Genomic DNA, 24,702 nt, shown 5'->3' with positions numbered 1-24,702 from the left:
GGAGCATCATATGCGAATTGCTGCATTGTCTCCGGCATGGTTTTGAGCCTAACTTGCAATGATGGGATTTAACCGCATGGATTCGGGAGCCTACCTTGCCAGTCAGCTGGCGAAGGGTTTTGCCCGCTCGCTCCACCAGCGCGCGGTCGGGCTCGGTTTTTCTCCGGGCCAGTTCCCCATTCTGCTGGAACTCTGGGCCGAGGACGGACTGACCCAGAAACAGCTTCTCGAGCGGGTCGATATCGAGCAGGCGACCATGGCCAATACGCTTTCGCGCATGGTCCGCGACGGGTTGATCGAACGCCGGCCGCATCCGTCCGACAAGCGGGCGCAACTGCTCTTCCTGACGCCGCGCGCCCGCGCCATGGAGGCCGAAGCGATCGAGACCGCGCGTGAGGCCGACCTGTCGCTGTTTAAAGGTTTCCGGGTTTTCGAGCGTGAACTGACGCTTGAATATATCCGCCGGCTTCTGGAAAACGCCAAGGCGCTCTGACCACTGCAGTCCAAAAGCGCTACAGTGTCCTTTGCGCGTCTGAAAAGACGCGCGGCGCTGTAAGATCACTCACCGGCACCATGTCCGCGCCGCAACAAGGACAGGCCGGTTTCGATCTGCGCGATCAGGACGTTTTCGTGAGCGGCAAGCTTGATGCTCGGCTCGATATCCGGCTTGCCGAGTAAAAGGCCCTGCACTTGCGCGCAGCCTTCCTCGACGACGATCCGGCGCTGCATCTCGGTTTCCACGCCCTCCGTCACGACAGGCATGCCGAGGCTATGACCAAGGCCGATGATGGCGCGCACGATCGAGCGCGCCGCCGCATCATGTTCCAGCACGCCGGTGAAACTGCGGTCGACCTTGATCTTGTCGAAAGGGAATGAACGCAGGTTCGAAAGCGAGGAAAAACCGGTGCCGAAATCATCCATGACGATGTGCACGCCGAGCTTGTGCAGCCGCAGCAGCGTCGTCATCACGCGGTCGCGATCGCGAATAAGGGCCGCCTCGGTGATCTCAAGCTCCAGCCGGCTGGGCGCAAGCCCGGTTTCGGCGAGGATCGCCTCGATCCGCTCGCAGAGGTTCGGCAACATGAATTGCACCGGCGAGAGATTGACGGCGATCATCAGCGGCAGCGGCCAGCGCACAGCCTCCCTGCAGGCCTGCTGCAACACCCATTCGCCGAGTTGGACGATCGAGCCGCTTTCCTCAGCGATCGGGATGAAGATATCGGGCTCTGTCAAGCCGTGACCTGGCCGGTTCCAGCGCATCAGGGCCTCGTAGCCGCCGATCTCGCCGCTCAGCGCATCGAGGATCGGCTGATAGCTGACATGGATCTGGTTGCGGATGATCGCATGACGCAGTTCGCTTTCGATCTGGCGGCGGTTCCGTGCCGCCCTATCCATTTCCGCGTCGAAGAAACAGACCTTGCCGCGACCGTCATGCTTGACGCGATAGAGTGCAGTATCGGCATTGTTGCAGAGTTCTTCGGCAGCAGCCCCATCCGCGGGATAGAGTGCGATGCCGACGCTGACGCCGACGGCGGTCGGGTCGCGCGCCGTGTCCATCTCGGCGGCGAATTCGTCGAGGATATCGGCCGCAAGCTTTTGCGCCGCCGCCGGCTGCTGCCCGGCCGGCTGGATGATGGCGAATTCATCGCCGCCGAAGCGGGCGACCGTATCGCTCTCACCGGCCACGCGGCGCAGGATCGAGGCGACCTTGCGGAGAATGCGGTCGCCTTCGGCATGACCAAAGATATCGTTGACGGCTTTGAAGCGATCGAGGTCGAGATAGAAGAGGGCAACTTCGCTGTTCTTTCGTTCGGCCATCTGCAGTGCCTGCCGGATGCGGGTATCGAACAGCGACCTGTTCGGCAGATCGGTGAGCACGTCGTGGTGGGCGAGATGCTCGATCATCTCCTCGGCCTGCCTGCGCTCGGTGAGATCACGCACCGCCAGCACCTCGCAATTGTGCCCGCGATAGACGATCCTGCTCGCGGTCACGTCGACGGCGATCTCCCTGCCGTTCCTGGTGTTGAGCAGCGTCTCGCTGGGTCTGTTCTGCCCAGTCCCCTGAATAGCGGTCAAAACAGCCGAGGGCGCCTTGCCGGCAAGACCGGCGAGCTTCCAGCCGGAAAGCTCCTGGAAGCGTTCATTGGCATCGATGATCCGGCCTTCCCGCAGGATCAGCAGCCCTTCCTGCGAGGCATTCGCGAGCCCCCTCAGATCCGTCAGGTGGCTTTCGATAAAGACCACCGCGAGGGCAATCAGAATGAGCGTCGTCGCCGCCACCACGACGATCGCAGCAAGGAGGTTGGCGTCGAGCACCGTTGCCGGAACCTCTTTGCCGGGATCCGGCACGAGCGTGATGCTGGCCATCGAGATGAAATGGAGAGCGCAGATCGCGAGGACGAAAGTGATTGACGAGGCGAGGAGCCGCCTCGGTCCCTTCAATTGGAAAAAGGCGTGGAAGGCGGCGCTCGATAACAGCGCTCCTGCGAGAACCGCACTCAGCGTCATCAAGGGATCATAAAGGATGACCGCCTGCGTTTCGATCGCCTGCATGCCGGTCAGGTGCATGGAGGCGATGCCGAACGCCATCAGGACGCCGCCGCGGATGCTGGAAAACCTGCCGCGGCTTTCCGAAGCGACGACGATCGCTGCCCACGAACCGACAACCGACAGGAGGAAAGAAAGCGTCGTCAGGCCCAGTTGGTAGCCGATCGGCATGCCGCCGTCATAGGCCAGCATCGCGATGAAGTGCGTTGCCCATACGCCGGTGCCGAAAGCGAAAGCCGAGGCGCCGATCCAGAGCTTGCGCCGCCCGGCATCGCATTCCTGGGCGCGGGAAAGCAGCAGCATGGCCGCCATCGCGCCGACCAGGCAGACGGCGGCGGCAGCAAGCACCAGCCGCCAATCGTGGTTGTCCCGAATACAGGTAATGACCGAAAACATCCGAACCTCGCACAGCTGAATTCGGTCAGGCTAGTTAGGTTGTACTAAATAACTGTAAATTGAATTAGACTTCTCTTTTATATTATCCAGCAAATCTCCTTGATATTAATCTATGCCTCGCCTGCATTTCGCGCCGCCGATTTTTTGTTTTTCCGCCTCGCCTGTATTTCTGGTTTGGTCTATCGTCCGGCCGAATTTCAAAAAGGAGTCGAAAATGACCGATGTAAGCCAGGTGCTTGCGCGCGCGGACCAGAACCTTCCATCGAGCCTCGACAAGCTGTTCGAGCTTCTGCGCATCCAGTCGATTTCCACCGATCCGGCCTATAAGGCCGAATGCCGAAAGGCTGCAGAATGGCTCGTCGGCTATCTCGGGACGCTCGGCTTTACGGGCTCGGTCCGCGATACACCCGGCCATCCGATGGTGGTCGCGCACCATGCCGGCGCTTCCGCCGATGCGCCGCATGTTCTCTTCTACGGCCATTACGACGTTCAGCCGGTCGACCCGATCGAGCTCTGGGAAAACGACCCCTTCGAGCCGTCGATCAAGGATGTCGGCGAAGGCCGCAAGATCTTGACCGGCCGCGGCACCTCCGACGACAAGGGTCAGCTGATGACCTTCGTCGAGGCTTGCCGCGCCTTTAAGGAGATCAATGGCGCACTTCCTTGCCGCGTCACCATTCTGTTCGAGGGCGAGGAAGAATCCGGCTCGCCATCATTGAAGCCCTTCCTCGAAGCCAATGCCGCCGAGCTCAAGGCCGATTATGCGCTGGTCTGCGATACCGGCATGTGGGACCGCGACACGCCGGCGATCGCTGCAGCGCTGCGCGGCCTTGTCGGCGAGGAAGTAATCGTGACAGCCGCCGACCGCGACCTGCATTCCGGTCTCTTCGGCGGCGCGGCGGCCAATCCGATCCATATTCTCGTCGAGGCTCTTGCCGGTCTGCATGACGAGACGGGCCGCATTACGCTTGACGGCTTCTATGACGGCGTCGAGGAAACGCCCGACAACATCAAGGCGTCATGGGAGACGCTCGGCAAGACGGCGGAGAGCTTCCTCGGCGAAGTCGGCCTTTCCATCCCATCCGGCGAAAAGGGCCGGTCGGTGCTGGAACTCACCTGGGCTCGGCCGACCGCCGAAATCAACGGCATCTGGGGCGGCTATACCGGCGAAGGCTTCAAGACGGTGATCGCCGCCAAGGCTTCGGCCAAGGTCTCTTTCCGGCTTGTCGGCACGCAGGATCCGGCCGCCATCCGCGAGGCTTTCCGCAGCTATATCAGCTCGAAAATTCCCGCCGATTGCTCGGTCGAATTCCATCCGCATGGCGGCTCGCCGGCGATCCACCTCTCCTATGATTCGCCTGTTCTGACCAAGGCGAAGAACGCGCTTTCCGACGAGTGGCCGAAACCGGCCATCGTCATCGGCATGGGCGGGTCGATCCCGATCGTCGGGGATTTCCAGAAGATGCTCGGCATGGAATCGCTGCTCGTCGGCTTCGGCCTCAGCGATGATCGCATCCACTCGCCGAACGAGAAATACGAGCTCGTCTCCTACCACAAGGGTATCCGCTCCTGGGTGCGGATTCTTCAGGCGCTGGCCACCTGAACGGCGTGCCAAGCAGAATCGCAAATAACAAAAAGGCCGGTTCGACCCGGCCTTTCGTCATCCGCTCATCTCAGTGCCAGTTCATCCGTGGTCAAGGAGCAAGCGGGTATTGCAACTAGACTGCCGCCGAAAGGTTAACCAACCGTTAACAGCACCACCTTGCCGGAAGCACCGCTTGCGGCTCCAAGGGCGCTGACAGATATTTCGCCGTTCAAGCTGCGTTCATCGCCGGCAATATATAAGCCATTGAAAGATAAGACGAATAGCAACACCCTAACACCCGGGGGCGATCGCTCTATCTTTTGTTTCAATGGCATATGCCAAGGAAACGCGGCCAAGCGCTGCCTGAAAAACGTGCCAACAAGGACTGAGAAGCGTGAAAAATCTCTTTGTTAAAATCGCAGCGGTCGGCCTGCTTATGCTGGCGCCTGCCATAGCACAGGCTGCCCAGGGCTACTCGACGGCGAACGTCAACATGCGTGCCGGTCCGAGCACCCGTTATCCTGCCGTCGCCGTCATACCCGCCGGTTCCTCCGTCGAGATCCGCGGATGCCTTTCCGACGTCAACTGGTGCGACGTCGAGTTCTACGGCGGCCGCGGCTGGGTTTCCGGCCAGTACGTGCAGGCCCCCTACCAGCAGCGCCGCGTCTATGTCGGCCCGCAATATTACCGTCCGCTCGGCATTCCGATGATTCGCTTCAGCGTCGACAATTATTGGGACCGTTATTACCGCAACCGCGATTTCTATCGCGACCGTGACCGCTGGAGCCGCGGCCCGGATTATTACTACCGCGACCGCGACAATCGGGATCGCGACCGCGATCGGGATAACCGGGATCGCGACCGTAACTGGCGCGAGCGGGATGGCGACCGATATGGGCGCGACCGCGATCGTGACTGGCGCGACGACAATCAAAGGGACGATCGGCAAAGGGACGATCGGCAAAGAGGTGAACGGCAGAGGGACGACCGGAGAGGCGATGATCGCAGGCCGATCCGCAGGGACTTTGATTGCCGCCCCGGCGATCCCTCGTGCGACGAATGAAACAGAAGGGGGGACGGCAGCGCCGTCCTCTTTTGAGGTTTGCCAAGCTAAGGGCAAACAGCCAAGAAAAAGCCCGGCGCTCCCATGAGGGTGCACCGGGCCTGATGTCGATCGGCACGTGTTGAGGGGAGACGGCCGATCATTCGCGGGACTTGAGGGGTTGTCCCGCTTCTCCATAAACAAACGCGAAGCCTATTGGTTCCGCCTCCTGCATAATTCCTCAAATCGGAATCGAGTTTAAGGACAAAATTATCCAGCAATTCAAAGTTTTACAGCGTCACTTGCGCCTCTCGAAAAGACGCGCGCCGCGGTGAACTACGTCGTATCGCACGTAGCTCACGCCACAGACTTCGGGCCTTTGTTTTCACGACGCGCGCCGCATCGCCGGCGAGCGCAAGAGAGGAAACGCGGTGGAAGCATCGATCCTCGGATACGGTCAGCGACAATTTGATGTGAAGCCATCGCGAGGCTCTTGTTTTGCAGGATTCTTTATTGCAGTTTTGTGAAGTTGCGGATTGATTTTAATCCGTTCGAGGCTGGACCCTGATGACGCAAGACTACCTGGCTTTCTTCGGGCTTTTCGCCCCTCGGGCAGCCACTACCGATGTTACCGTTTGGCATAAACATAACCCACTCCTGCCTGTGCGCCTCACCGATGGGGCGAACCTCAACCCTTCCGGCCAGATCTGGCGCCGCTTTCATCTGGGCGAGTGGGAGTATAAGCAGGACCCGGAAACGCTCGACGATTACGAGGCCCGGCAGTTCTGAAGGCAATGCTGTCAGCCGACGCGGTCTGCCTTACTTTGCATTATTAATACCCCGTTAAATCGCCGCATTTACAGTTCAGTCGGATGATCACGGCGGCACTCAAAGTGCTCCAGCGTCCTTTGTGCGTCTGAAAAGACACACGGCGCTGGAGAAGAGCACCGTTATGCGAAGCTGGCTTCGCGATCGAACATGGGGTGTGACCGGTCGGCGATGGCAGGCAGAGGCAGATCAGGCGACAGAATAGAACCGTTCTTCAGCGGCCGCCCGGCACGCGACGATGACGAATTCTCGCTCGATGCCGACGATCGCGTTGCCGGAGGCCGATCCCAGCGCCGCGGCGGCTCGAAACCCCCGCCGCAACGTGCCGCCCCCCGGCGGAAGCGCGAGCCGCGGGAGCGCGAAGGCGGCGGCTTTTTCGGCTTCCTGCGCCGCGTGATCTACTGGTGCGTCGTGCTTTTCATCTGGGCCGGCATCGGCGTTGCCGGGCTTGTGGTCTATTATGGCTCGCGCATGCCGAGCGCCAGCACATGGGCGATCCCGGAGCGGCCGCCGAACGTGAAGATCACTGCCGTCGACGGCAGCGTCATCGCCAATCGCGGCGCCACCGGCGGCGAGGCGTTGTCGCTCGAAAACATGTCGCCCTATATTCCGGAAGCCGTCATCGCCATCGAAGATCGGCGTTTCTATTCGCATTTCGGCGTCGATCCGCTCGGCCTCGGCCGGGCTGTCGTGACCAATCTGACGGCTGGTCACATGGTGCAGGGTGGCTCGACGCTGACGCAGCAGCTTGCCAAGAACCTCTTCCTCTCCCCTGAGAGAACGCTTGAACGCAAAGTGCAGGAGGTGCTGCTCTCGCTCTGGCTGGAGCAGAAATACACCAAGGACCAGATCCTTGCCATGTATCTCAATCGGGTGTTCTTCGGATCGAACGCCTATGGCGTCGAGGCGGCCTCACGCCGCTACTTCAACAAATCGGCGCGTGACGTGAACCTCGGCGAGGCGGCGGTGCTGGCCGGCCTGCTGAAAGCGCCGTCGCGGCTTTCGCCGGCCCGCGATGCGGATGCGGCGAATGCCCGCGCCCAACTGGTGCTCGCGGCAATGCGCGAGCAGGGTTTCATCACCGATTCCGAAGTCAAGACGGCGATGTCGCAGACCCCGGCTTCGGCCAAGAGCTACTGGTCGGGCGCCGGGCACTATGTCGCCGACATGGTGATGGACGAGCTGCCGGGTCTGATCGGCGACGTCAAGGAAGACGTCATCGTCGACACGACGGTCGACAAGTCGCTGGAAAAGAAGGCCGAGCAATCGCTGGTCGACGTGCTCGACAAGGAGGGCGGCAAGCTCGACGCCTCGCAGGCGGCCCTGGTCTCGATCGACGGCACCGGCGCGATCCGGGCGCTGGTCGGCGGCAGGGACTATGCGACAAGCCAGTTCAACCGCGCCGTCAAGGCCAAACGCCAGCCGGGTTCGTCGTTCAAGCCCTTCGTCTATGCTGCCGCACTCGAGAAGGGGCTGACGCCCTATTCGGTGTTCAACGACGCGCCGATCCGGATCGGCGACTGGACGCCCGAAAATTACGAGAAGAAATACAATGGCGAGGTGACGCTGGCGACCGCGCTTGCCAAATCGCTGAACACGGTGGCCGCCCAGCTGGTGATGTATGACGGGCCGGACCAGGTGATCAAGCTTGCCCACCGGCTCGGCATTGAAAGCGAGCTGCAGCCGAATGCCTCGATCGCACTCGGCACCTCGGAAGTGTCGCTGATGGAACTCACCGCCTCCTATGCCGCCTTCATGAATGGCGGCTACAAGGCGACGCCGCACGTCATCCGCCGGGTGACGACTGCCGAAGGCAAGGTTCTCTACGAAAATACCTATGACAGCCCGCCGCGCGTGCTGTCCGAGCAGATCGCCGCCGAGATGGATACGATGATGATGGGCGTCATCGAGAGCGGCACCGGCAAGAGCGCCAAGATCCCCGGCTGGCAGGCGGCGGGAAAGACCGGCACCACACAGAATTCGCGCGACGCGCTCTTCGTCGGTTTCACCAGCAACCTCACCACCGGGGTCTGGTTCGGCAATGACGACGGCAAGCCGATGAAGAAGGTGACCGGTGGCGGCTTGCCCGCCAAGGCCTGGAAGGAATTCATGATCGCCGCCCACAAGGGTCTTTCGCCGGCGCCGCTTTTCGGCAACGGCCAGTTGATCGCCGATCCGAACAACGGTCAGCCGATGGCCGAGGCACCGGGCAACGGGCAGCTGGGCAGCGGGCAACCGATGACGGCGGAGGCGCCGCCATCGACGATCGGCGGTATCATTTCCGGCGTCTTCGGCGGCAATGACAATGCAAACCGCTATCCGCAAGCGCCTGCCCGGCAGCAGGCGGCGACCTCCGGCAATGGCCCGGTTCCGCCCGCAGACATTGCCGAAGGTGGCGGTTCTGGCTATGAGGGCATGGTGCCGCCCGGCGATGTCGGGGGCGCGCAGGCCACCTCTTCCGTCCAGCCGCGGCGCACGACGCTGCTCGATCTGATCATGGGCCAGTGAGATCTTTGCTGCATACCCCGCACAAGCCCGATGATCTTAAGCGCGTCGCGATCTTTCAGATTCGCTCCACGCGCTTCAGGTCTTTGTTTTACGCCTGCGGTTGTCGCAAAACCGCTCTGCAGTTTTGCGCGACATGCCGCAAAAATCGGCCGCTTTCCGGGCAAGGGGTGACCTCCGTCCCGGCGACTGTAAAAATTGAAGGCAACACATTCGTTTTGCTGGATTCCGGGGCATTTCTCGCCTTGCAGTCCAGAAAACCGCTCCTTATATACGCCGCATCACCGCAATCACGATTGCGTAATCTCAAGTAGACCCATCCCGTAAGGGGCTGTCAGGGAAATGCCTTCTCGGGGTTCCGACAGCTTGCTTCAAGGAGAGAATGACATGGCAAAAGTAATTGGTATCGACCTTGGAACGACGAATTCCTGCGTCGCAGTCATGGACGGCAAGGACGCGAAGGTCATCGAGAATGCGGAAGGTGCGCGTACGACGCCTTCCATGGTGGCATTTTCCGATGATGGCGAACGCCTCGTCGGCCAGCCGGCCAAGCGCCAGGCAGTCACCAACCCGACGAACACACTCTTTGCCGTCAAGCGCCTGATCGGCCGCCGCTACGAAGATCCGACCGTCGAAAAGGACAAGCACCTCGTTCCCTTCACCATCGTCAAGGGCGACAATGGCGACGCTTGGGTCGAAGCCAATGGCAAGGGCTACTCGCCCGCACAGATTTCCGCGATGATCCTTCAGAAGATGAAGGAAACCGCCGAATCCTATCTCGGCGAAAAGGTCGAGAAGGCCGTCATCACCGTTCCCGCCTATTTCAACGACGCGCAGCGCCAGGCAACCAAGGATGCCGGCCGCATCGCCGGTCTTGAAGTTCTGCGCATCATCAACGAGCCGACCGCAGCCGCGCTTGCCTACGGCCTCGACAAGAAAGAAGGCAAGACGATTGCCGTCTACGACCTTGGCGGCGGCACCTTCGATATTTCGATCCTCGAGATCGGCGACGGCGTCTTCGAAGTGAAGTCCACCAACGGCGATACCTTCCTCGGCGGTGAAGACTTCGACATGCGCCTCGTCGAATATCTCGTTACCGAGTTCAAGAGGGACAACGGCATCGACCTGAAGAACGACAAGCTTGCCCTGCAGCGCCTCAAGGAAGCTGCGGAAAAGGCAAAGATCGAGCTTTCGTCTTCGCAGCAGACCGAAATCAACCTGCCGTTCATCACGGCCGACGCCTCCGGCCCGAAGCATCTGACGCTGAAGCTGACCCGCGCCAAGCTCGAAAGCCTGGTCGACGATCTCGTCCAGCGCACGATCGCGCCGTGCAAGGCAGCGCTCAAGGATGCCGGTGTTACCGCTTCCGAAATCGACGAAGTGGTTCTCGTCGGCGGCATGAGCCGCATGCCGAAGGTGCAGGAAGTCGTCAAGCAGCTGTTCGGCAAGGAGCCGCACAAGGGCGTCAACCCGGATGAAGTGGTGGCGCTTGGCGCCGCCATCCAGGCCGGCGTTCTGCAGGGCGACGTCAAGGATGTCCTGCTCCTCGACGTGACGCCGCTGTCGCTCGGCATCGAGACGCTGGGTGGTGTCTTCACCCGCCTGATCGAGCGCAACACGACGATCCCGACGAAGAAGAGCCAGACCTTCTCGACCGCCGAAGACAACCAGCAGGCCGTGACCATCCGCGTTTCGCAGGGCGAGCGTGAAATGGCTGCCGACAACAAGCTGCTCGGCCAGTTCGACCTCGTCGGGTTGCCGCCGTCGCCGCGCGGCATGCCGCAGATCGAAGTCACCTTCGACATCGACGCCAACGGCATCGTCCAGGTTTCGGCCAAGGACAAGGGCACCGGCAAGGAACAGCAGATCCGCATCCAGGCTTCCGGCGGTCTGTCCGACGCTGACATCGAGAAGATGGTAAAGGATGCCGAAGCCCATGCCAGCGAAGACAAGAAGCGCCGCGAGGCCGTCGAGGCCCGCAACCAGGCTGAAAGCCTGATCCATTCCTCGGAAAAGTCGCTGAAGGATTACGGTGACAAGGTCTCCGAGGCCGACCGCACCGCGATCTCGGATGCGATCGCTGCACTGAAGACGGCGTCGGAAGCATCCGAGCCCGATGCCGACGACATCAAGGCCAAGACCCAGACGCTGATGGAAGTGTCGATGAAGCTCGGCCAGGCGATCTATGAAGCACAGCAGGCCGAAAGCGGCGCTGCTGGCGATGCCTCCGCGGAAGGCGGCGACAATGTCGTCGATGCCGACTACGAGGAAATCAAGGACGACGACCGCAAGAAGTCCGCGTAATCCGCGACGGCGTGGTTATGCTTCAACACCTGATCCGGCTGCTCACCATGGCAGCCGGAAATCCATTTCCGGGGTTTAATCCTTAATGGCAAAAGCGGACTTTTACGAAACTCTGGGGGTAGCCAAGTCGGCGGACGAGAAAGAGCTGAAAAGCGCCTTTCGCAAACTGGCGATGAAGTACCATCCGGACAAGAACCCGGATGACAAGGACGCCGAACGGAAGTTCAAGGAAATCAACGAAGCCTACGAGATGCTCAAGGACCCGCAGAAGCGGGCGGCCTATGATCGTTATGGCCATGCGGCCTTCGAGCATGGCGGCATGGGCGGCGGTGGCGGCGGATTTGCCGGCGGCGGTTTCTCCGACATCTTCGAGGATATCTTCGGCGAAATGATGGGTGGTGGGCGTGCGCGCCAGCGCTCGTCGGGCGGCCGCGAACGCGGCGCCGATCTTCGTTACAACATGGAAATAACGCTGGAAGAAGCTTTCTCCGGCAAGACGGCGCAGATCCGCGTTCCAACGTCGATCACCTGCGACGTCTGTTCGGGTTCAGGCGCCAAGCCCGGCACGCAGCCGAAGAACTGCGGCACTTGCCAGGGAACGGGACGCGTGCGCGCGGCACAGGGCTTCTTCTCGATCGAGCGGACCTGCCCGACCTGCCACGGCCGCGGCCAGATCATTCCCGATCCCTGCCCGAAGTGCCACGGCCAGGGCCGGGTGACGGAAGAGCGTTCGCTCTCGGTCAATATTCCCGCCGGCATCGAGGACGGCACGCGCATCCGCCTGCAGGGCGAAGGCGAAGCCGGCGCCCGCGGCGGTCCGGCTGGTGACCTCTATATCTTCCTGTCTGTCAAACCGCATGAATTCTACCAGCGCGACGGAGCCGATCTCTATTGCGCCGTTCCGATCTCGATGACGACGGCCGCGCTCGGCGGAACGTTCGACGTGGCGACGCTCGACGGCACCAAGTCGCGCGTCACCGTGCCCGAGGGCACGCAGGTCGGCAAACAGTTCCGCCTCAAAGGCAAGGGCATGCCCGTGCTGCGTTCGGTGCAGACGGGCGACCTCTACATCCAGATCCAGATCGAGACGCCGCAAAAGCTCACCAAGCGCCAACGCGAACTGCTTCAGGAATTCGAGCAGCTTTCCTCCAAGGAGAACAACCCGGAATCGACGGGCTTCTTTGCCCGGATGAAAGAATTTTTCGAAGGCTGAACCGCAATCGACACGCCCATTTCGAGAGCCGGGGACGGAAACGTCTCCGGTTTTTTTGTCCCAAGAATCCTAACGAACGGCGCGATCTTTCAGATTCGCTCGTTGCGCTTCAAGTCTTTGTTTTTATGGATGTCGTCATCACAAAACGGCTGCAGACTTTTGCGCGACATGTCTCAATTTGCGACATTCGCCGTCCACGCCGGCCAATCTGTCCCGGATCGAAACGGCGGCGGGCGGGAAGACGACTTGCGTTAACGCAGCCAGATGATGCCGCTTGCAAGTTTTCCAAATGAATTCAGTCTCTGCGTCAGTGCATGACCCCAAGAATTGGAATCAATTTCGGGGCATGCACCAAATCAAAGTGATAGAGCGTCCTTAGCGCTAGCGGGAACAAACAAACCAAGGGTATCAGCCATGGCGCCAGCCTTTTCATCTCAGTCCGAAGACGTCGACGTTCTCGCCGGCGCCATCTACACATGGTGCGCCGAGCGCAACATCAAGCTTCGCAGCCAGCAGGGTCTTTCGATCGCCAGCATCGCGATCGACCTTTACCATGCCGGGCACCAGACACAGGACGATCTGCTGATGGCGCTGCACGAACGCGAGATTCACTGAAGCGCGCGGCATCGAACCTTATTCAGATGACCTGCCCCGGTCCTTGTGTTGATGGACGCCGCCCCAAGACGCTGCACAGCAGTAAGCATCTGGACATCGTCCAGACCCGGAACAGGTCGCGCTTTTTCGTGGTAAAGCTGATGGCTCAGTGGAATCAGGCGGCGGTTTCGGCCGCTTCGCGGGTCATGAGGGTGAGGATGGTCTTGACCGCTTCTTTGCCTGCCGGTGAATTCAGCTTGTCGTAGCTCAACGCAAGCGCATAGGCGTCGGGGCTGAGTTCGATACGACTGCCGAATGGAGACACGCCGGCTCCCTCGAAAAGGGCAGAGATATCGACATTGAGAAAAACCGCGATCTGATGCAACTTGCTGGCGGAAACGCGGTTCGTCCCCTTTTCGTATTTCTGGATCTGCTGGAAAGTCAGTCCGAGTGCTTCGCCAAGCTCGAGTTGTGAAACACGGCGAAGGGCGCGAAACTGTCTGACGTTGCGACCGACGATAATATCAACCGGATCTGGCACTTCATCACTCTCTCATACGTAAACGGTTCGTTTACCATATCGCCTTCACGGAATAACTCAACCCAACAGTTGCAAAATTCAACCGACTTTTTCTGGGCATCACGTTACGTCAGTAGCCTCAAAGGATCGCGGCAAAGCCGGAATATCCGGATCTCCGAGGCACTGACGGTGACCGTCGACGGTATCGGCCTGGCGATGTCGGAGCCTCCCCGCCGGTTGTATTTTGTAGAATTTAGAACGCGCGATGCCTACCCCCTACATCGGCAGAATGTCGGACACCAGCACCGCGGTCAGGTGTCTTGAAAATATGTCCCGCGCGGTATATCGCCGCTTCGCGCTTATCCCTTATGCTCAACTGCCGCGTCCCTGATTTGCGGCGGCATCGGAGGTTCGCGATCCGCGGCCAAGACGCTGCCAGCCTTGCCATCAACGCCGCTAAGGCTTAGCTGTCACGCTTCACGATTCCGGACATTCGATGCCGCACAAGGTTTCTCTTTCTCGTCTGAAGCTGACAGACTTCCGCAACTATGCTGCAGCGGCCCTTACCCTTGACGGTCGGCACGCCGTGCTGACGGGAGACAACGGTGCCGGCAAGACCAATCTCATGGAAGCCGTCTCGCTGCTTTCGCCTGGCCGCGGTTTGCGTCGCGCGGCCTATGGCGACATTACCCGCGTCGGCGCGGCCGGCGGTTTTTCGATCTTCGCCGCGCTCGATGGCATGGAGGGCGAGGTCGAGATCGGCACCGGCATCGAAACGGGCGAGGAGACCACCGCCCGCAGGCTGCGCATCAATGGCACAACGGCAAAGACTGCCGTCGAACTGACCGACCATCTGCGCCTTCTCTGGCTGACGCCGGCGATGGACGGCCTGTTTACCGGCGCCTCCTCCGACCGGCGCCGCTTTCTCGACCGGCTGGTGCTGTCGCTCGATCCCGCCCATGGCCGCCGCGCCAGCGATTTCGAGCGCGCCATGCGCAGCCGCAACAAATTGCTGGACGAAGGCCGCTTCGATCCCTCCTGGCTTGCCGGCATCGAGGAGCAGATGGCAAGCCTCGGCATCGCCATGGCGCTCGCCCGGCAGGAGATGCTCGGCCTGCTGACCCGGCTGATCGAGGAAACACGGGAGAGCTCGCCCTTCCCTTCGGCATCGCTGCAGCTCTCGGGCTTCATGGACGGTCAGTTCTCGCGCCCCTCTGTCGACCTCGAAGACGACTACGCGGCGATGCTGGCGGAGAGCCGCTACCGCGATGCCGGCGCCGGGCGCACGCTCGAGGGGCCGCACCGGGCCGATCTCATCGTGCATCACCGCGAGAAGGCGATGGAGGCGGAGCGTTGCTCCACCGGCGAGCAGAAAGCGCTGCTTGTCGGCCTGGTGCTTGCGCATGCGCGGCTCGTCGGCAATCTCACCGGTCATGCGCCGATCCTGCTGCTCGACGAGATCGCGGCGCATCTCGACGAGGGCCGCCGCGCCGCGCTATTCGACCTTATCGACGGGCTCGGCGGCCAGGCCTTCATGACCGGAACGGATCGGGCGATGTTTTCAGCACTTGGCGACAGGGCGCAGTTTTTCACGGTTTCCGACGGAAGGGTGTTCGAATGACGGAGGCGGCTTTTCCCGGCGTCGGGGGTCATGATAACATCGGCGCCATGGAACCGCTCAGCCCGGACGAAATCGCGCGCTATCACCGCCACATCCTGCTTCCCGAGATCGGCGGCACCGGCCAGCAGAAACTGAAAGCCGCCCGTGTGCTGGTGATCGGTGCCGGCGGCCTCGGTGCACCGGTCCTGCAATATCTGGCCGCTGCCGGCGTCGGCACGCTCGGTATCCTTGACGACGACCGGGTTTCCCTCTCTAACCTGCAGCGCCAGGTGATCCATGATTCCGGCACGATCGGCGAATTGAAGACCGAGAGCGCCGCCTTCGCCATCGCCAGGCTCAATCCGCATGTCCGACTGATCCGCTTCGAGGAACGCTTTTCGCCGGAGGCCGCCCGCCGTCAGCTCTCCGGGTTCGATCTGCTGATCGACGGCTCCGACAATTTCGACACGCGTTATGCCGCCGCCGATGCAGCTGATGAAGCGCGCATTCCGCTCGTCAGCGGCGCCGTCGGGCGTTTCGATGGTTCGCTGACGGTTCTCAAGCCCTATGAGACAGCTGAGGACGGAACCGCCAACCCCAGATATCGCGACCTGTTTCCGGAACCGCCGCCGGCGGGGCTGATTCCCGCCTGCGCCGAAGCCGGCATCATCGGTGCACTCACAGGCGTCATCGGCACAATGATGGCGATGGAGGCGATCAAGCTCGTCACCGGCACCGGCGAACCGCTGGTCGGACGGTTGCTGCTTTACGACGCGCTCTCGGCCCGCTTCGACACCATCCGCTACAAACGGCGCCGTACCACACAGAGGCAGGCGGGATGAGGGTTGTTCCGCTTGATCAGACTTTCACGCGCTGGGATGAATTGCTGGCGCTCATCGTCGCCTCCTTCGCCTCGATGAACGGCAGGATCGATCCGCCATCTTCAGCGCTCAAGCTGACGGCGGAGTCGCTGGCCGAAAAGTCCAGGGCCGAGATCGGCCATGTCGCCATCGACGGCGAAAAGCTGGCCGGCTGCCTCTTCCTGCGGCCGGAGGCCGATTGCCTCTATGTCGGCAAGCTCGCCGTTCTGCCTGAGGCGCAGGGCAAGGGCCTCGGCAGGCGGCTGCTGGCGATTGCCGAGGAAACGGCCGCAGCGCTCGGTCTTCCTGCTTTGCGGCTGGAAACGCGCATCGAACTCACCGACAATCACGCCGTCTTTGCCGCCTGGGGATTTTCCAGAACCGCCGAAAAGGCGCATCCCGGCTTTGCCAGGACGACTTTCGTCGAGATGCGCAAGGTCCTTGCGCCTCCGATCTGCGTCGCCTGATTTACAGCGTTCTTCAACGCCCCGGCAGCACGCGATTCGGCGGCCTATGACCGTCGATGAAGGTGCGGATGTTGATGATGACCTTGTCGCCCATGTCGATGCGGCCTTCGATCGTCGCCGAACTCATATGCGGCAGCAGCACGACCTTGCCCTCATTGGCGAGCTTGATGAGCCTCGGGTTGACGGCAGGCTCGTTCTCGAAGACGTCGAGGCCGGCGCCGGCAATCCGGCCCTCCCTCAGGCACTTGATCAGCGCCGCTTCGTCGACCACGTCGCCGCGCGCTGTGTTGACGAGATAGGCTGTCGGCTGCAGCAGCGCCAGACGGCGGGCCGAGACCAGGTGGAAGGTCGCCGGCGTCGACGGGCAATTGATCGAAACGATATCGACGCGGGCGAGCATCTGGTCGAGGCTTTCCCAATAGGTCGCCTCCAGTTCGTCCTCGACGGCCGGATTGACGCGCTTGCGGTTGTGATAGTGGATCGATAGGCCGAAAGCCTTGGCGCGGCGGGCCACCGCCGTGCCGATGCGGCCCATGCCGACGATGCCGATGCGCTTGCCGTGAATGCGCCGGCCGAGCATCCAGGTGGGAGACCAGCCTGCCCATTCGCCCGGCTTGTCGGTCAGCACGCGCGCACCTTCGCCGAGCCGTCTCGGAACCGCGAGAATCAGCGCCATGGTCATATCGGCGGTGTCCTCGGTCAGGACGTTCGGCGTGTTGGTGACGGTGATGCCCTTGCGCGCCGCCGCCTCGACGTCGATGTGGTCGGTGCCGTTGGAGAAGCTCGCAATCAGCTTCATCTGCGGTCCCGCCTGTTCGATCAGCGCCGCGTCGATACGATCGGTGACGGTCGGCACCAGCACGTCGGCGGTCTTGACCGCGGCGATCAACTCGGGAACCGAACGCGGCGCGTCGTCGATGTTCAGCTCTGCGTCGAAGAGTTCGCGCATGCGGGTTTCGACGGCATCCGGCAGCTTGCGGGTGATGTAGACCTTCGGTTTTTTCTTCGCTGTCATGGCTGCCTGTGGTGCCTTGTTCAGAGGTCTTTAACCAAGAGGGGTGATAATTTTCCCATTCCGGGCATTTTCTACCAGACCCGCACGCGAAGACAAACAAAACTCGCGGTGCAGCCGGGGAATGTCAAAGCCCGGACCGCGAGCAGGCCTGCCCTGCCCGCGAATTCGAGCAACCGGAAACTTCCATGCGCAGCAAAGTCCTGAAGTCCTGCCTCGCCCTTGCCATCGCTCTGGCCGCATCCATGGGAAGCGTCGAATTCGCCCATGCGCAAGCGGCCAAGGGGCCAAGCGGACTGCCATTGCCGCGTTTCGTCACGCTGAAATCCAAGCGCGTCAACCTGCGCATCGGTCCGGGAACGGATTACGCCGTTTCTTGGATGTACTTGAAATCCGGCCTGCCGGTGGAGATCATCCAGGAATACGACAACTGGCGCCGCATCCGCGATGCCGACGGCACCGAAGGCTGGGTCAACCAGTCGCTGCTATCAGGCCAGCGCGCGGCGATTGCCGCCCCCTGGATGAAGACCAAGGGCAAAGGCGTCTATGTCAATCTGCGCCGTGAGGCGCTCCCCTCTGCATCGATCGTTGCCAAGCTGGAACCCGGCGTGATGGTGACGATCGGCGAATGCAACGGCGACTGGTGCCGCGCCGAAACCGACGGCGCCTCGGGCTGGGTGGCGCAGTCGGAGATCTGGGGCGCCTATCCCGGCGAAGCCTTCAAATAAGCCCTGCCCGTTTTGCAGCCTCGGAAAGCGAGGTCATCGGGCGGGGGCCGATCTGCTGGATGACGATGCCGGCGGCCAGGCAGCCGAGCTTGCCGCAATCCTCGAGAGACCGTCCCTGCGTGTAGCCGTAGAGGAAGCCGGAGGCGAAGAGATCGCCGGCACCCGTCGTATCCACAACTTCCTTGATCCGGATCGCGCCGACGTAAAAACGCTCACGGCCCTTCAGGATGACGGCACCATTCTCGCTCATCGTCACGGCAGCGATCTTGCAATCGGCGGCGATCCTGTTCAGCGCCTCCTCGAAATCGTCGGTCTCGTAGAGCGACAGCGCTTCCTGGCGATTGGCGAAGACGATATCGACCTTGCCGGAGCGCATCAGATCGAGGAATTCGCCGCGATAGCGGTCGACGCAGAAGCTGTCGGACAGCGTCATCGACACTTCGCGGCCGTTTTCATGGGCGATGCGGGCACAATCGAGGATGGCTTCCTTGGCGCGCGGCGGATCCCAGAGATAACCTTCGAAATAGGTGACCTTGGCGTCGGCCACGACGTCGACCTCGACGTCTTCCGGGCCGAGTTCGACGCAAGCGCCGAGATAGGTGTTCATCGAGCGCTCGCCATCCTCGGTGACGAAGATCATCGAACGTGCCGTCGGCGGGAAGGTGCCCTTGGGCCGGGTCTCGTAGTGAACGCCTTGGGCGCGGATGTCGTGCGCGAAGATATCACCGAGCTGATCTTGGGCAACATTGCCGAAATACGCAGCCTTGCCGCCGAGGTTAGCCACGCCTGCCGCCGTGTTGCCGGCGCTGCCGCCGGAGGCTTCGAGCGCCGGTCCCATGCGCGAATACAAGAGTTCGGCGCGTTCGGCATCGATGAGGTTCATCGCCGCCTTGGTGATCTGGTTGTCAATGAGGAACTGGTCGTCGCAACGGGCAATGATGTCCACGATTGCGTTGCCGACTGTCAGAACATCGAATCTTGTCATGAAATGGGGGGTCCCGGAGTTTGTGATAGCCGGGGTTTGGTCTTAGCGAAATTTCCGCGGTTTGGAAGGATAAATGGTGGATGGCGCATCTATTTCTTCGCAAAAGTGCCGCCTATTCGTCACGTCCCTGTCATTTTCCAAATCTAGAAATACTCGCAAGAAGACCGGCATGAGCAGCTTTCAGTTGCAGCCGGGCGCACGAGGGATGATCCCCTCGATCTTACCGGCGCGATGCTGACCACGGATGAACTGGCAGCTTCGTGATCCGGGTTTCCGGCAAGACCGGAGCGGAAAAGCGGGCTGTGCCCGCTTTTTTTGTTTTGCAGATGCGCCTGATTGGACGGCGACTGCCTTTTCAACCCAAGCGGTTTGCTGCTACTGCATAATTCCTTAAATCGGAATCGATTTAAGGATAAAATTATTCAGCAATTCAAAGTGCTACAGCGTCCTTTGTGCGTCTCAAAAGACACGCGGCGCTGTAGACGTCGAATACTCCCCCGCGCAGAGCAGCCTCCCTATGTCAGCCATCATTCTCGACGTCCTTCCCATCTTCATCCTGATTCTCATCGGCTGGGTGATCGTCCGCAGCGGATTGATGGCCTCGAATGTTGGCGAAGCGCTCAGCGAATTCGTCTTCAAGATCGCCGTGCCGCTTCTGCTCTTTCGCACCATCGCCGAGGCGGATTTTCATGGCGCCTCGCCTTTTCGCCTCTGGATCGTCTATTTTTCCGGCGTTGCCATCACCTGGACGGCCGGCCATATCGCCGCCACACGCCTCTTCGGCCGTGACGAACGAATCGGCGTGCTGGCCGGCGTTTCCTCGGCCTTCGCCAACAATATCTTCATCGGTCTGCCGCTCGTCGAGCGGACCGTCGGCGACGAAGGGCTGGTGGCGCTGTCGATCCTGCTTGCCGTGCATCTGCCCGTGATGATGGTCGCCGGCACGGTCCTGATGGAGCATGCCGAGCGCAAGATCGCCGGCAAAAGCGATCGCAGCATGGTACTCGTGCTTCGCCAGATCGCGGTCAATCTCGTGCGCAACCCGCTGGTGATCGGGCTTGCGGCCGGCATGGCCATGCACCTTTCCGGCCTCACCATGCCGACGACGGTGGCAACGGTCGTCGGGCAGATCGCCGGCATTGCCGGTCCGGCGGCACTGATATCGCTCGGCATGGCGCTGGAGAAATACGGCGTCTCCGGCAATCTCGGCATCGCCAGCGTCACCTCGACCCTGAAGCTGCTGATGCTGCCAGGCTGCGTCTGGGCGGCGAGCCACCTCCTCGGTCTCAGCCCCGAATGGAGGGCAGCGATCGTCCTGACCTCCTCCGTCCCGACAGGCGTCAATGCCTGGCTGATCGCAAATCGCTTCGGCGTCGGTCACAGCCTCGCCGCCTCGACGATCACGGTGACGACGGCGCTCGGCGCCATCACGGTCTCGCTCTGGGCCTATTTCCTCGGTGCCTGAACCGGTCCTTGCACCAAGAAAAGCCCGGCTTGCGGCCGGGCTCGATTGTCATGAAAGATGTTGCCCGCCCTATTGCGTCGCCGTCTTTGGGTCCGGCAGCGGCACCGGTGAATCGGCCAACGTGTGGAGGTAGAGGATGACGTTGGCGCGGTCCTGATCTTTCGGCAGACCGGCGAAGCCCATTGCGGTGCCGGGAACGTCCTTCTTCGGTGCCGTCAGGAACTTGTTAAGATTTTCGAAGGTCCACTTCTCGCTGCTGCCCTTGGAGAAATCCTTCATGGCAGCGGAATAGGCGAAGCCTTCATGCGAGGCGATCGGGCGATCTACGACACCAAAGAGGTTGGGACCGACCTTGTTCGGTCCCCCTTTGGTGCCGTCATGACAGGCCTGACACTTCTTGAAGACCGCTTCACCGGCCTTGGCATCTGCAGAAGCGAGCAATTGCGCGATCGGAACGGCAACGGCAGGCGCAGCCTCGCCACCAGCGGCGGGCGCCTCTTCGGCAACGATCGCGAAACCTTCCTTTTCCGGTGCTTCGGAATGGAAGATCCCTTCGGACGCGATGGAGACAGACATCAGAACGAATATCGTTCCGAGCAGCGCCCCCACGGCCGTATTGACGTATGAATTCATCTGCAATGCTCCCCTTGCAGCCGGCAGACCATAAACCGGACCATCTTGAAATCGCGCGGAACCTATGTCTTTTGGTTGTTCGTTGCAACTGTCTAAATGCTCTTGTGCGTGAGACTTTTTGACACTTTCCAGCCCGGAATAGAAGGCCCGAACAATGAGTGATTCAAATTTAGACGGCGTGCTCGTATTGATCCCGGCGCGCATGGCCTCCACACGGCTTCCGGGCAAGCCACTGGCCGATATTTGCGGCCTGCCGATGATCGTCCAGGTGGCGCTGCGCGCCAGGGAGGCAGCCATCGGCCGCGTCGTCGTCGCCGTCGACGACGCCCGAGTATTCGATGCGGTAGCCGCCGCCGGCTTCGAAGTCGTCATGACCCGCACGGATCACCAATCGGGTTCCGATCGGATCTTTGAGGCGCTGACGAAAGTCGATCCGGACGGAAAGGCGAAGTTCATCGTCAACGTCCAGGGCGATCTGCCGACGATCGATCCGGAAACGGTGCGCGCGGCGTTGCGCCCTCTCGAGAACGAGGCGGTCGATATCGGGACGCTGACGACCGAAATCGACAATGAGGAGGACAGGACGGCGCCGCATATCGTCAAGATCGTCGGTTCGCCGATTTCCGACACCCGACTGCATGCGCTCTACTTCACGCGCGCAACCGCCCCTTACGGCAAGGGACCGCTCTACCACCATATCGGCCTTTATGCCTATCGGCGGGCGGCCCTCGAACGGTTCGTCTCGCTCGGCCCCTCGACGCTCGAAAAGCGCGAATCGCTGGAGCAATTGCGGGCGCTGGAGGCCGGTATGCGCATCGACGCCGAGATCGTTGACACGGTTCCGCTCGGTGTCGATACTCCCGCCGACCTCGAAAAAGCGCGGCGCATCCTCTCCGCAAAGTCGAACTGACGGAACCATCATGAACATCAAGACCAACAGGATCGCCTTCCAGGGCGAATTCGGCGCCAATTCCGACATGGCCAGCCGCGACATGTTTCCGACCATGGAGCCGCTGCCCTGCCAGACCTTCGAGGATGCGTTCACCGCGGTCGACAACGGCGACGCCGATATCGCGATGATCCCGATCGAGAACACGATTGCCGGGCGCGTCGCCGATATCCACCATCTGCTGCCGGAGTCGCGGCTGCATATCATCGGCGAATATTTCATGCCGATCCGCTTCCAGCTGATGGTGCTGCCCGGTGTCACCAAGGACGAGATCCGCACGGTGCACAGCCATATCCACGCGCTCGGCCAATGCCGCAAGATCGTTCGCGCCAATGGCTGGAAGCCGGTGATCGCCGGCGATACGGCAGGGGCAGCAAAGCTGGTGAAGGAAACCGGCGACCGCTCGATGGCCGCCTTGGCGCCGCGTCTTGCCGCCGATCTCTACGGGCTCGAGATCATCGCCGAAAATGTCGAGGATTCGGAAAACAATGTGACCCGTTTCGTCGTCCTGTCCCGCGACGAAGAATGGGCGCAACGGAATTCGGCGGAAGAAAAGCTCGTCACCACCTTCGTCTTCAACGTCCGTAACATCCCGGCCGCTCTTTACAAAGCGCTCGGCGGTTTTGCCACCAACAACATCAACATGACGAAGCTGGAAAGCTACCAGCTCGGCGGAAAATTCGTGGCGACGCAGTTTTATGCCGATATCGAAGGCCATCCGAACGACCCGAACGTGCGCCGGGCGTTGGAGGAACTGCGGTTCTTCTCCGAGAAAGTCCGCATCCTCGGCGTCTACAAGGGGCATGCGATGCGAGGCCTCCTTTAGAACAGAATGAAGTCATCCTGTTCTAAATTAAATAGTTAGAGCATGATGTTGTCCGAAAACCGCTGACACTTTTCGGCATCATGCTCCAAGGCAAGCCCCGCCTGAATTATTTATCCGGCTCACAGACACGCAGCCGATGCCCGTCCGGATCGAGCACGACGAAGGTCGGGCCAAAATCCAGGTCGGTCAGTTCCTGGGCGATCGGCAGACCACGCTGGCGCCAGTCTTCATAATGTTTGGCGACGGCATTTTCTCCTTCGACCATGAAGGCCATTTCGCCGCGATTGCCGATGGCGGAGGGCTGCGGCTCGACCTTGCTGCGCCGCCAGAGACCGAGGGTGAAGCCGCCTTCAAGCGGAAAAGCGACGAAATTCGGCGCCTCCACGGCCGGCTCGCGATTGAGCAGGTTCCGGTAGAAACTGGCGCTTTCACCCGGGTCCTTGACGTAAAGAATGATGAGATTGGGGCTGGTCATTTCGGTTCTCCCGTTGTTGCAAAATGGGTCCGGACGAGATCAGCTGCTGACAGTTAATGGCAGCAGGGTGCGAAGGGCGCAGCGATCGCAGCGCCCCGTTCTCGTCGGGCGGAATGTTGATAAGGATAGTGGCGGCCTAGAGCGGGAAACGGTCCTCGCAATGCGGGTCGCTTCCATCCATGAAGCCGAGATCGCGCTTCAAGTAGTCCGGGGTTGCTTCAAGGTCGAGGCTCGTGCGGTTTCCCCTGGGAAAGCGGAAAACACCCATGATCAGGAGCAGCAGGCCGGAGCGTGCCGACTGGCGGACATCGGCAAAAGTCTCGGCCGAAATGACATCGGCAAAGGACTCGCCCGTAAAACGGTCGTTCGCGAAATGAATGGCTGGAGGCGTTACCATGATCAGTACTCCTTTCCTGTTGGATTGGTACTGACAATAACACTTGCTGCTGACAGTTTATGGCAGCAGTGTTCAGCTCTCGATCGGCACGTCCTGCGTCTCGCGCCACTCCTTGAGGAGCACCGTGCGGCGGCGCGGATAACGCCCCTCATGCAACGCCATGTCGATGATGCGGTCGGTACGGAAATGGCGAAAATCCTGGCGCAGTTCGCACCAGGCCATGACGACCCGCACATGTTCGAAATAACCGAGCGCGAAGGGCCAGACGCGGCGGCGCGAGATACGACCCTGCTCGTCACCATAATGCAGCTCGAGGATACGCTCCAGGCGGATTGCCCTGCGGATGGCCGAGACATCTGCGCTGTCCTCGTCCCGGCGTTTGGGGCCGACGAATAGAGCGGCCGAATCGATCATCTCGCGCATATCGGCCGGCAGCACGGCGGCAATCTTGGCCAGTGCGTCGGCGCCGGCGCCGGCAAGGCGCGGCTCGGCGGCGCGGGCCACCCAACGCGAGCCAAGCACCAATGCCTCGAGCTCTTCTTCGGAAAACATCATCGGCGGCAGCATGAAGCCGGGCTTCAGCACGTAGCCGATGCCGGCTTCGCCTTCGATCATCGCGCCCTGGGCCTGCAGGCTGGCAATATCGCGATAGAGCGTACGCAGGCTGACGCCGGTCTCCTGGGCGAGTACGGTTCCAGTCACCGGCCGCCGGTAACGCCGGAGCGTCTGGAGCAGCGTCAGCAGCCGTTCGGAGCGGGCGACCGGCATGAC

Annotated in this window: 23 protein-coding genes; 15 read left to right on the top strand and 8 right to left on the bottom strand. The window is 61.2% G+C overall.

Annotation, left to right across the window (positions count from 1 at the left end):
- Positions 1 to 76 precede the first annotated feature (76 nt).
- On the top strand, positions 77 to 493 hold the full coding sequence (locus tag N2600_RS23135) for a MarR family winged helix-turn-helix transcriptional regulator (RefSeq protein WP_017966488.1): 417 nt from the start codon (positions 77 to 79) through the stop codon (positions 491 to 493).
- A 65-nt stretch (positions 494 to 558) separates the two neighbouring features.
- On the opposite strand, the gene N2600_RS23130 is transcribed toward N2600_RS23135, so the two are convergent.
- The gene (locus tag N2600_RS23130) at positions 559 to 2,943 is read right to left on the bottom strand and encodes a bifunctional diguanylate cyclase/phosphodiesterase (RefSeq protein ID WP_260297494.1); all 2,385 of its coding nucleotides are present in this window, start codon (positions 2,941 to 2,943) and stop codon (positions 559 to 561) included.
- A 214-nt stretch (positions 2,944 to 3,157) separates the two neighbouring features.
- On the opposite strand from N2600_RS23130, the gene N2600_RS23125 reads away from it, so the two are divergent.
- From N2600_RS23125 to N2600_RS23095, 7 genes are all read left to right on the top strand, one after another.
- Positions 3,158 to 4,546 carry a dipeptidase gene (locus tag N2600_RS23125; RefSeq protein WP_260297493.1) on the top strand — a complete coding sequence of 463 codons (1,389 nt, stop codon included), beginning with the start codon at positions 3,158 to 3,160 and terminating at the stop codon, positions 4,544 to 4,546.
- A 376-nt stretch (positions 4,547 to 4,922) separates the two neighbouring features.
- Positions 4,923 to 5,591: an SH3 domain-containing protein gene (locus tag N2600_RS23120; RefSeq protein ID WP_260297492.1), complete on the top strand. Its 669-nt coding sequence runs from the start codon at positions 4,923 to 4,925 to the stop codon at positions 5,589 to 5,591.
- Positions 5,592 to 6,137: 546 nt separating this feature from the next.
- Positions 6,138 to 6,359, top strand: coding sequence for a hypothetical protein (locus N2600_RS23115; protein ID WP_260297491.1), 222 nt, complete (start codon positions 6,138 to 6,140; stop codon positions 6,357 to 6,359).
- A gap of 210 nt (positions 6,360 to 6,569) precedes the next feature.
- Entirely contained in the window at positions 6,570 to 8,906 is a 2,337-nt protein-coding gene (locus N2600_RS23110) for a transglycosylase domain-containing protein (protein WP_260297489.1), read from the top strand.
- Positions 8,907 to 9,290: 384 nt separating this feature from the next.
- A complete protein-coding gene (dnaK, locus tag N2600_RS23105; RefSeq protein ID WP_017966482.1) occupies positions 9,291 to 11,207 on the top strand; it encodes a molecular chaperone DnaK in 1,917 nt (638 codons plus the stop codon).
- A gap of 85 nt (positions 11,208 to 11,292) precedes the next feature.
- Positions 11,293 to 12,420, top strand: coding sequence for a molecular chaperone DnaJ (dnaJ, locus tag N2600_RS23100; RefSeq protein WP_017962754.1), 1,128 nt, complete (start codon positions 11,293 to 11,295; stop codon positions 12,418 to 12,420).
- Between the two features lie 414 nt (positions 12,421 to 12,834).
- Positions 12,835 to 13,035, top strand: coding sequence for a hypothetical protein (locus N2600_RS23095; protein ID WP_017966481.1), 201 nt, complete (start codon positions 12,835 to 12,837; stop codon positions 13,033 to 13,035).
- 154 nt (positions 13,036 to 13,189) lie between these two features.
- Here N2600_RS23095 and N2600_RS23090 read toward each other — a convergent pair whose 3' ends face one another.
- On the bottom strand, positions 13,190 to 13,555 hold the full coding sequence (locus N2600_RS23090; RefSeq protein ID WP_162115574.1) for a helix-turn-helix domain-containing protein: 366 nt from the start codon (positions 13,553 to 13,555) through the stop codon (positions 13,190 to 13,192).
- 475 nt (positions 13,556 to 14,030) lie between these two features.
- Between N2600_RS23090 and recF the strand changes: the two genes are divergently transcribed.
- From recF to N2600_RS23075, 3 genes are read left to right on the top strand one after another with little or no spacing between them, the layout of a single operon-like run.
- Positions 14,031 to 15,155 carry a DNA replication/repair protein RecF gene (recF, locus tag N2600_RS23085; protein WP_260297488.1) on the top strand — a complete coding sequence of 375 codons (1,125 nt, stop codon included), beginning with the start codon at positions 14,031 to 14,033 and terminating at the stop codon, positions 15,153 to 15,155.
- Positions 15,152 to 15,976: a molybdopterin-synthase adenylyltransferase MoeB gene (locus N2600_RS23080; RefSeq protein ID WP_260297487.1), complete on the top strand. Its 825-nt coding sequence runs from the start codon at positions 15,152 to 15,154 to the stop codon at positions 15,974 to 15,976. The genes recF and N2600_RS23080 overlap by 4 nt, the downstream gene beginning before the upstream one ends.
- Positions 15,973 to 16,461: a GNAT family N-acetyltransferase gene (locus N2600_RS23075; RefSeq protein WP_017966477.1), complete on the top strand. Its 489-nt coding sequence runs from the start codon at positions 15,973 to 15,975 to the stop codon at positions 16,459 to 16,461. The genes N2600_RS23080 and N2600_RS23075 overlap by 4 nt, the downstream gene beginning before the upstream one ends.
- 13 nt (positions 16,462 to 16,474) lie before the next feature.
- Here N2600_RS23075 and N2600_RS23070 read toward each other — a convergent pair whose 3' ends face one another.
- Positions 16,475 to 17,476 carry a 2-hydroxyacid dehydrogenase gene (locus N2600_RS23070; protein WP_017966476.1) on the bottom strand — a complete coding sequence of 334 codons (1,002 nt, stop codon included), beginning with the start codon at positions 17,474 to 17,476 and terminating at the stop codon, positions 16,475 to 16,477.
- 185 nt (positions 17,477 to 17,661) lie between these two features.
- On the opposite strand from N2600_RS23070, the gene N2600_RS23065 reads away from it, so the two are divergent.
- Positions 17,662 to 18,201, top strand: coding sequence for an SH3 domain-containing protein (locus N2600_RS23065; RefSeq protein WP_017966475.1), 540 nt, complete (start codon positions 17,662 to 17,664; stop codon positions 18,199 to 18,201).
- Here the strand turns inward: N2600_RS23065 and N2600_RS23060 are convergent.
- The gene (locus N2600_RS23060; protein WP_222385667.1) at positions 18,194 to 19,186 is read right to left on the bottom strand and encodes an adenosine kinase; all 993 of its coding nucleotides are present in this window, start codon (positions 19,184 to 19,186) and stop codon (positions 18,194 to 18,196) included. The genes N2600_RS23065 and N2600_RS23060 overlap by 8 nt on opposite strands.
- A 517-nt stretch (positions 19,187 to 19,703) precedes the next feature.
- Here N2600_RS23060 and N2600_RS23055 point away from each other — a divergent pair.
- Positions 19,704 to 20,651, top strand: a complete 948-nt coding sequence (locus tag N2600_RS23055) for an AEC family transporter (protein ID WP_222280125.1) — start codon at positions 19,704 to 19,706, stop codon at positions 20,649 to 20,651.
- A 69-nt stretch (positions 20,652 to 20,720) separates the two neighbouring features.
- Here the strand turns inward: N2600_RS23055 and N2600_RS23050 are convergent, their stop codons facing one another.
- A complete protein-coding gene (locus N2600_RS23050) occupies positions 20,721 to 21,284 on the bottom strand; it encodes a c-type cytochrome (protein WP_222280126.1) in 564 nt (187 codons plus the stop codon).
- A gap of 154 nt (positions 21,285 to 21,438) precedes the next feature.
- On the opposite strand from N2600_RS23050, the gene N2600_RS23045 reads away from it, so the two are divergent.
- Positions 21,439 to 22,194 carry a 3-deoxy-manno-octulosonate cytidylyltransferase gene (locus N2600_RS23045; protein ID WP_222280127.1) on the top strand — a complete coding sequence of 252 codons (756 nt, stop codon included), beginning with the start codon at positions 21,439 to 21,441 and terminating at the stop codon, positions 22,192 to 22,194.
- A gap of 10 nt (positions 22,195 to 22,204) precedes the next feature.
- Entirely contained in the window at positions 22,205 to 23,059 is an 855-nt protein-coding gene (locus tag N2600_RS23040) for a prephenate dehydratase (RefSeq protein ID WP_170262735.1), read from the top strand.
- Positions 23,060 to 23,165: 106 nt separating this feature from the next.
- Here the strand turns inward: N2600_RS23040 and N2600_RS23035 are convergent, their stop codons facing one another.
- The 3 genes from N2600_RS23035 to N2600_RS23025 all read right to left on the bottom strand — a co-directional run bounded on the left by N2600_RS23035 (position 23,166) and on the right by N2600_RS23025 (position 24,699).
- Positions 23,166 to 23,534: a VOC family protein gene (locus tag N2600_RS23035; RefSeq protein ID WP_017966469.1), complete on the bottom strand. Its 369-nt coding sequence runs from the start codon at positions 23,532 to 23,534 to the stop codon at positions 23,166 to 23,168.
- Positions 23,535 to 23,670: 136 nt separating this feature from the next.
- Positions 23,671 to 23,931 (bottom strand): hypothetical protein, encoded by a 261-nt coding sequence (locus tag N2600_RS23030; protein ID WP_260297485.1) that lies wholly within the window; start codon positions 23,929 to 23,931, stop codon positions 23,671 to 23,673.
- Positions 23,932 to 24,003: 72 nt separating this feature from the next.
- Positions 24,004 to 24,699 carry a helix-turn-helix transcriptional regulator gene (locus N2600_RS23025; protein ID WP_017966467.1) on the bottom strand — a complete coding sequence of 232 codons (696 nt, stop codon included), beginning with the start codon at positions 24,697 to 24,699 and terminating at the stop codon, positions 24,004 to 24,006.
- Positions 24,700 to 24,702: the final 3 nt, after the last annotated feature.

Origin of the sequence: Rhizobium sp. WSM1274 (genome assembly GCF_025200775.1) — a bacterium.
In the GTDB taxonomy this organism is placed as follows: Bacteria; Pseudomonadota; Alphaproteobacteria; order Rhizobiales; family Rhizobiaceae; genus Rhizobium; species Rhizobium leguminosarum_I.
Note: the sequence above shows the minus strand (reverse complement) of the source record. Positions and strands in the feature narration are given on the sequence as shown.